This window comes from Chthonomonas sp. (assembly GCF_035294165.1).
Classification (GTDB): Bacteria; Armatimonadota; Chthonomonadetes; order Chthonomonadales; family Chthonomonadaceae; genus Chthonomonas.
In genome coordinates, this window is the sequence record NZ_DATGLN010000028.1 from 1 (window position 1) to 6,478 (window position 6,478).

The following is a 6,478-nucleotide window of genomic DNA, read 5'->3' on the forward strand; positions in this document are numbered from 1 at the left end:
TGGGTCTAAAGAAGTGAAAGGAGATAGCAGTACCGATTCATGAGAAAAGCGGCTCTGGCTGTGGCAAGAGCGCTCTGTAGCACAGAACGCGTGGTCCTTGCTGCCCACGTTAACCCTGATGGAGACACCCTTGGCTGCACGTTGGCCTTGATGCATGCGTTGAAAGCCTTGGGTAAAGAGGTGATTCTTCTCTCGGCCGATGGCGTGCCCAGTATCTATACCTGGATGCCCGGCGCCGATGCCGTGCAGACAAGCACGGAACGCAGAGATTTCGATGTTGCCGTCGTCTGCGATGCGGGACGTATAGATAGAGTAGGTGCGGTTGAAGAGACCGTTCTATCGGCTCCGCTTGTGGTGGATGTAGACCACCATCTCGCCGACGGAGTATTTGGAAATCTTTTGTTGGTAGATGCCAACGCTGCGGCAGCCTGCGAACTTGGGTGGGAACTCGTGTTGGCCTTAGAAAAGGTAAGCGGTAGGCGTTTGGCAAACCGTGCCATCGCGGAATGCTTGCTTACCGGCATCATCACCGACACCGGCTCTTTTCAGTTTCCCAGTGTAACCCCGCGCACGTTCACCATTGCTGCCAAGTTGCAGCGCCTCGGAGCCGTGCCCTCTCGCATCAACGAGCTTGTGTTTGAAAACCGCTCGCGCGAAAGCGTGGAGTTGTTGGGCCGCGCCCTAAGCACCCTGCAAATATCACCGGATGGAAAGGTGGCTTGGGTTCATGTGACGGCCAAAGACTACGAGGAGCTTAACGCGGTGGATGCCGACACCGAAGGCATCGTCAATCATGTACGTTCGATTCAGGGCGTTCTCATCGGCATTCTCTTCCGCGAGATACCCGGGAAAAAGGTGCGGGTAAGCCTTCGTGCCCGCGAAGGCGCCGACGTCCATCGCATTGCACAGGTTTTTGGAGGTGGAGGGCATCGCCTTGCGGCCGGGTGCTCGCTGCCGCCCCCTCTAGAAAAGGCCGAACAGCTCGTGGTTGCCGAAGCTATCCGCCAACTAAACGAGCAGTCTGCCGGCACAGGCTGAAAATGGGCGCCATAAGCAAAGCATCGAAATGGGTTAAGCTTTCGTTGTTCAACCCGTGTCCAAATAGGTCATAGGGTTTGATCTTGCTTCTTTAAGGCCGGCGGTGCGGCGTTCAACGGTGCGGTGCACCTTTCCCCCTCAAGGCCTGTTTCACGCACAGGGGTCGGTACTGACGATTGGAGGGGTAGGCACAGGGCCTACCCCTCCTTGTGTATGCTTACATCGGCACGGTGTCGCGCCTGTTGACCATCATGCCACGAACGCGCAGGTTCCCCACACCGATGAGACTAAACTCCCCACCAGTCATCTCTTGATCGGGTGCTACCAGTCCCGTCGAATGTTGGCACCGAACGTGAAGACGAGAAAGCTGCATTCCTTGGCCTAAACGCTCAGTTTCACACCGTCGCCTTGTTGGAATATCTTGAGCCGTATTATGTCTCATCAACGCTACTGTGTGTCCACAATTACCAACCACTCCTTCCGGATCGCACTCGCCCGAATGGAGAATCCCCGGTCACCTCAACGTACTTGCTCCTTTTAGCAAAGCTATTGAAGACACCCCGAAGCTTACAACATTCCCTAAAGAACCTGATAAAAATACCGATATTTCTTTGTGTTTCTATAATAAAACGCTTTTTAATATCATCGCTGTGCTTTTTAGAGCATCCTTCATGAGGAGGAAAGACACCACAATGAAATTCGGCATACTCTTTGTAGTTTTTTGGTTCTGTTTAGGGAACGCTTTGGCGGCGCCTACGACCTCGCTCACTGGGTCGTCTCTGGGCAATGAACTGCTCTTTGCAGGAACCCAGACAGTGGTAACGGCTTCCCGTTCTAAACAGCCGCTCAATCAAGCGCCTGCCGCCGTCACCGTGATAACCGCCGACCAGCTCGAACGATACGGCATTGTCACCATCCCTGATGCCCTGCGCTATGTGGTGGGCATGAACGTTTCCGAAGCCGGTGCCAACGTAGTTAACGTAACTCTGCGTGGCTTCAACTCGCAGTATGCCAACACCCTGCTCGTTATGATAGACAATCGCCCTATCAACGAGCAGTTCACGGGTGGGCTTTTGTGGGAGAGCGTTCCCCTACTTATAAGCCAAATTGACCGTATCGAGATCGTTCGCGGGCCCGGCTCCGTGCTATACGGTGCGAATGCCTATAACGGGGTTATCAATATCATTACCAAAACCCCAGAAGGGTTTGCCAATGGTGCGAAATCGAACCTGCGATTTCGTACCGTTTTAGGAGGCTATAAGAGCGATTACGATGAACTCCTTGCCTCCGGAACCGATGGGCGGGGAAACGCCTTCGCATTCGGGTTTGGCTACAACCACACGGGCGGCTTCGGCAGCACTGCCCCAACAGATATGTTAGATAACTATGCCGTCTCTCTACTGAATTTCGATGGAGAACACAAAGTTGGCGTTGGAAGAATACGTCTGCAGATAGGCTATGCACAAAGCACAGAAAACTTCTATCAAGTGCTCTACCTAACCGGTATACACATCTATAACTCGTCTATCGCACTACGTTATGATGAACCACATGCCCCAAACCCGCTGATGGCTTGGGTAAGTTATACGAGTTTCAAGCTCGCGTCCGCAGGTAGCACGGAGGACGAAACCCATACTTTTGAAGGAGAGGTGCAAAAACAGAACTCTATAGGCTCACGGCATACGTTTGTTTATGGACTATCTTGGAACCATACGGTGCTGCACTCCGACATCGCCTACCCCGGCAAGCACTACCAAGATATCTTCGGCGCCTATCTGCAAGATGAATGGAAGTTTTTGCCCGGCTGGATAGGCTATCTAGGCTTTCGAGTGGACAACGCCACCCTCATAGGCACCAGTTTCTCCCCCCGTATAAGCCTGCTCAAAAACTTAGGTAGTCGGCAAACGCTCCGCTTCGCCTATGGTACCTCCTACCAGTCTCCACCGCTTGTCAACTCCTATCTCGATACCGCCTTTCCCATCGCCCCAGGGGTAACCGCAGTAACCACGGGCAATCCAAAGCTTAAAACCATTACCCTCAACGGTTTAGAGCTAGATTGGCGCCAAGAGTTACCAAAAGGCTACCTCCAGCTAAACGGCTACTACAGCTTTATTCGCAACATCATCGGGCTTGTACCTACCGCCTTCCAGCCGTCCCCACCTTTCCCACCTGGCACTCCCTCTGCTCTTTCCTACGCGAACGTCAGCGATGCCACCTCTTACGGCTTTGAGATTGACAGTGCTCTGAAGTTGGCAAAAAATCTCGATGCGCATTTCAACTACGCCTACAACTACGAACACCTCAAAAATGTGGCACTGGCCGGCGCTTTTGCACCGAACCATATGGCGAACCTATCACTAGACGCAGATTTAGGACGACATTGGGAGGCCTTTGTGGGGGCCCACATGGTAGGGGCAACGTCTCTGAACTCCTATGGTGTTATCTCTTCCGCTCCGGCCTACATTAACATGGATATCCGGCTAGGCTACCGCTTGCGCGAAGGCAAAGAGCCTCTTACCCTTGCTCTGCTCGTGCATAACCTTTTCGGCGATCATCACATTGAGCTGCCACCACCTCCCACAAACGGTCTCCCTTCGCAAGTCACTCCATTGCGCACCGTCGTTTACATTACCTTATCTGGCAAGTTTTAATGTCGTTTCGAACAAGTACCAATAGCTGCAGCAGACCGGTAAAACTACCAATAATGAGGCTTGAAGGCTGTGCTCTAAAAACGCAACCTCTTCTAACATCTCCGTTTCCTAAGAGGAACCCTTATGCCTTGTTCGTGTCGGTCGCTCTTAGTGCTCAGCATTGTTATGCTGCTACCTTCGATGAGAGGGGATGCTCTCGGTTCTCTAACCCAAAACGCTTTTAACAACGAACTGCTTTTTGCAGGAACCCAGACGGTGGTAACGGCTTCCCGTTCTAAACAGCCCCTTGCTCAGGCCCCCGCAGCAGTTACGGTTATCACCGGTGAACAGTTGCAACACAATGGCGCCGTAACGCTTTTAGACGCTCTACGTTATGCACCCGGCCTCAACTTAGCAGAGGCCAATGCAGGCGTCTCAAACGTCACCATTCGCGGGCTTAATTCTCAGTATGCGAATACGGTTCTTGTTATGATAGACAATCGGCCGGTTAACGAACAGTTTACCGGAGGAGTATTTTGGCAACTCGTCCCAGTATTGATAAGTCAAATCAAGCGAATCGAAATCGTACGTGGGCCTGGCTCGGTTTTATATGGGGCCAACGCCTACAACGGTGTCATCAATATCATCACCAAAACCCCTCAGGAGCTAGCCGGACGCAAGCCGAACCTGCAGTTTCGCACCGTACTAGGCGGCTATAAGAGCGACTACGACGAGCTTCTGGCCTCTGCAGCCGACCGCTACGGCAACGCCTTTAGCCTAGATTTTGGCTATAACCATACAGGAGGTTTCGGCACCGGTGGTTCGCTAGGGGTGAGGGATAATGCGGCAGTCCCTTTTATCGGCCTCGATGCACAGCATAAGATGTCACCGGGAATGCTCCGTCTGCAAGCCGGCGACTTAGAATATGCGGGAAATTTCTACGAAATTCTTTACCTCGCAGGGCTCCACACACGTACCTCCTACGTCGCCCTGCGCTATGACGAGCCTACCACGAAGAATCCACTTTCCCTACGATTAAGCTACAACAACTTCAAAGCCGTTTCGCAGAACACCCTTATCGAACAAACCCACAACTTCGAGGGCGAGATTCAAAAACAGAACCAGGTTGGAAAACATCATACCCTTGTCTATGGATTTACTTGGAACCACACCACGTTTCATGGAGACGACATTGTTACCGGAAGACATTTTCAAGACCTTTTTGGCCTCTATACCCAGGATGAATGGCAACTCCCTCGAAATTGGCTTGCCTACCTTGGTATTCGTTTTGATGATGCCACGGTCTACGGCTTCAACTTCTCCCCGCGCGTCAGCATCGTCAAGAAGTTAAGCAGTGACACAATGCTACGGATAGCCTACGGCTCTTCTTTCCAAGCCCCTACCCTTCTGGAAACCTACCTCAATACGCCCGTTCCACTGGCACCCGGGTTAACAGGTTGGGGCTTAGGGAATACGAAGCTCAAAACCATCTCGCTTAACGGCCTTGAACTTGATTGGCGTCAGGAACTCCCGAAAGGATACATGGAGCTAAACAGTTTTTACAACTCTATCGGCAATCTCATCGGTCTACTACCAATTGCCTTCGCCCCCTCACCACCTTATCCGCCGGGTTTACCCACTAAGCTCATGTACGAAAATGTGGGGGGTGCCACCATCTATGGCATCGAGTTCGAGAGCGAGCTACAAATTACAAGGCGATTGAGAGGGCTATTTAACTACACGTTTCTCGACCAACAGGCTTCGAGCAAGAGCGCTTTTCAAGGCACTTTTACACCCAAACACATTCTTAATGCCGGCATGGATGCGAGTATAGGTGGCAGATGGAATGCCTTCGTAGGCCTTCATGCGGTGGGAGCAAGCCGCTTAAGCACGTTTGGCATACTCACAAACGCCCCCGCCTATGCCAACATGGACTTGCGGCTGGGCTACCGCTTACGCGAAGGCAAAGAGCCTCTTACTCTATCGTTAGTCGCACATAACGTGTTCGCAAATCGCCACATCGAACAACCTCCGCCCCCAGCAAGCGGCTTACCAGCCCAGGTTGCTCCCATAGGTACCGTCGTTTACATTACCTTATCGGGCAAGTTTTGAGCCGAAACGCCCAGAGAGCTTGCTTTTCAACGGTTTGTGGAGGTATCATAAAAGAAGCTATCGTTCCATAGAACAAGTTCGTTCTTGGAACCTGCGAGCTTTCCATCCCGCGCCCTCTCAAGGAGGGCGCCATAGACCGAGGGAGAAACGATGCGTCATTACGAGGCGATGATCCTGCTCACACCCGAATTGAACGACGAGCAGGTTGAAGCGACGCTCAGTCGCTATCAAAAAGTGGTACAAGACCAAGGCGGCACGGTTCATGAGGCCGGTTTGTGGGAGAAAGGCCGCCGTCCCCTTGCCTATCCCATTCGCAAGAAAACAGAAGGAATCTACCTTCTAATGCAGTTTGAAGCGGAGGCCGAAACGCCCAAAGAGCTTGACCGCCTTTTGCGCATTGACGATGTGGTGCTACGGCATATTGTGCTCCGCCAAGACCCGCACGAGGAATAGCCCAGCGCGTTCCCCATATGGTAAAATTTTTTCTACTAGTTTTTCCGCTTTTCATGGGGAAAACGGCAGTTGTGTTATGGAGGGAGTCAACTCCCTCTCAGACAACTTTTCTCAGCTAAAGGAGAAGATACCATGTCCGTTAATCGTGTGGTGCTTGTAGGGCGCTTAACGCGCGATCCGGAAGTCCGCTACACTCCCTCCGGCGTGCCGGTAGCGCAGTTTGGGCTGGCCGTCAACCGTTTCAC

General features: G+C 52.3%; 6 protein-coding genes. 5 read left to right on the forward strand and 1 reads right to left on the reverse strand.

The genetic code is table 11. The features are described 5' to 3' along the window. The first annotated feature begins 39 nt into the window (after nucleotides 1-39). Nucleotides 40-1,038, forward strand: a complete 999-nt coding sequence (locus VKV29_RS00970) for a bifunctional oligoribonuclease/PAP phosphatase NrnA (protein WP_324199424.1) — start codon at nucleotides 40-42, stop codon at nucleotides 1,036-1,038. A 217-nt stretch (nucleotides 1,039-1,255) separates the two neighbouring features. Here the strand turns inward: VKV29_RS00970 and VKV29_RS00975 are convergent, their stop codons facing one another. After that, the gene (locus VKV29_RS00975; RefSeq protein WP_324199425.1) at nucleotides 1,256-1,483 is read right to left on the reverse strand and encodes a hypothetical protein; all 228 of its coding nucleotides are present in this window, start codon (nucleotides 1,481-1,483) and stop codon (nucleotides 1,256-1,258) included. Between the two features lie 247 nt (nucleotides 1,484-1,730). Here VKV29_RS00975 and VKV29_RS00980 point away from each other — a divergent pair, with 247 nt between their 5' ends. From VKV29_RS00980 to ssb, 4 genes are all read left to right on the forward strand, one after another. Then, the gene (locus VKV29_RS00980; protein WP_324199426.1) at nucleotides 1,731-3,689 is read left to right on the forward strand and encodes a TonB-dependent receptor plug domain-containing protein; all 1,959 of its coding nucleotides are present in this window, start codon (nucleotides 1,731-1,733) and stop codon (nucleotides 3,687-3,689) included. 123 nt (nucleotides 3,690-3,812) lie between these two features. Then, the gene (locus VKV29_RS00985) at nucleotides 3,813-5,780 is read left to right on the forward strand and encodes a TonB-dependent receptor (protein WP_324199427.1); all 1,968 of its coding nucleotides are present in this window, start codon (nucleotides 3,813-3,815) and stop codon (nucleotides 5,778-5,780) included. Between the two features lie 150 nt (nucleotides 5,781-5,930). Further along, on the forward strand, nucleotides 5,931-6,233 hold the full coding sequence (gene rpsF / locus VKV29_RS00990) for a 30S ribosomal protein S6 (RefSeq protein WP_324199428.1): 303 nt from the start codon (nucleotides 5,931-5,933) through the stop codon (nucleotides 6,231-6,233). A 132-nt stretch (nucleotides 6,234-6,365) separates the two neighbouring features. Beyond that, nucleotides 6,366-6,478: single-stranded DNA-binding protein (ssb, locus tag VKV29_RS00995; protein ID WP_324199429.1), on the forward strand; the 113-nt coding region annotated here is incomplete at its 3' end.

Excerpts from the sequence above, each read along its gene's own strand:
- VKV29_RS00985 (WP_324199427.1), top strand. The coding sequence starts at position 3,813 with ATGCCTTGTTCGTGTCGGTCGCTCTTAGTGCTCAGCATTGTTATGCTG.
- rpsF (WP_324199428.1), top strand. The coding sequence starts at position 5,931 with ATGCGTCATTACGAGGCGATGATCCTGCTCACACCCGAATTGAACGAC.
- VKV29_RS00970 (WP_324199424.1), top strand. The coding sequence starts at position 40 with ATGAGAAAAGCGGCTCTGGCTGTGGCAAGAGCGCTCTGTAGCACAGAA.
- VKV29_RS00980 (WP_324199426.1), top strand. The coding sequence starts at position 1,731 with ATGAAATTCGGCATACTCTTTGTAGTTTTTTGGTTCTGTTTAGGGAAC.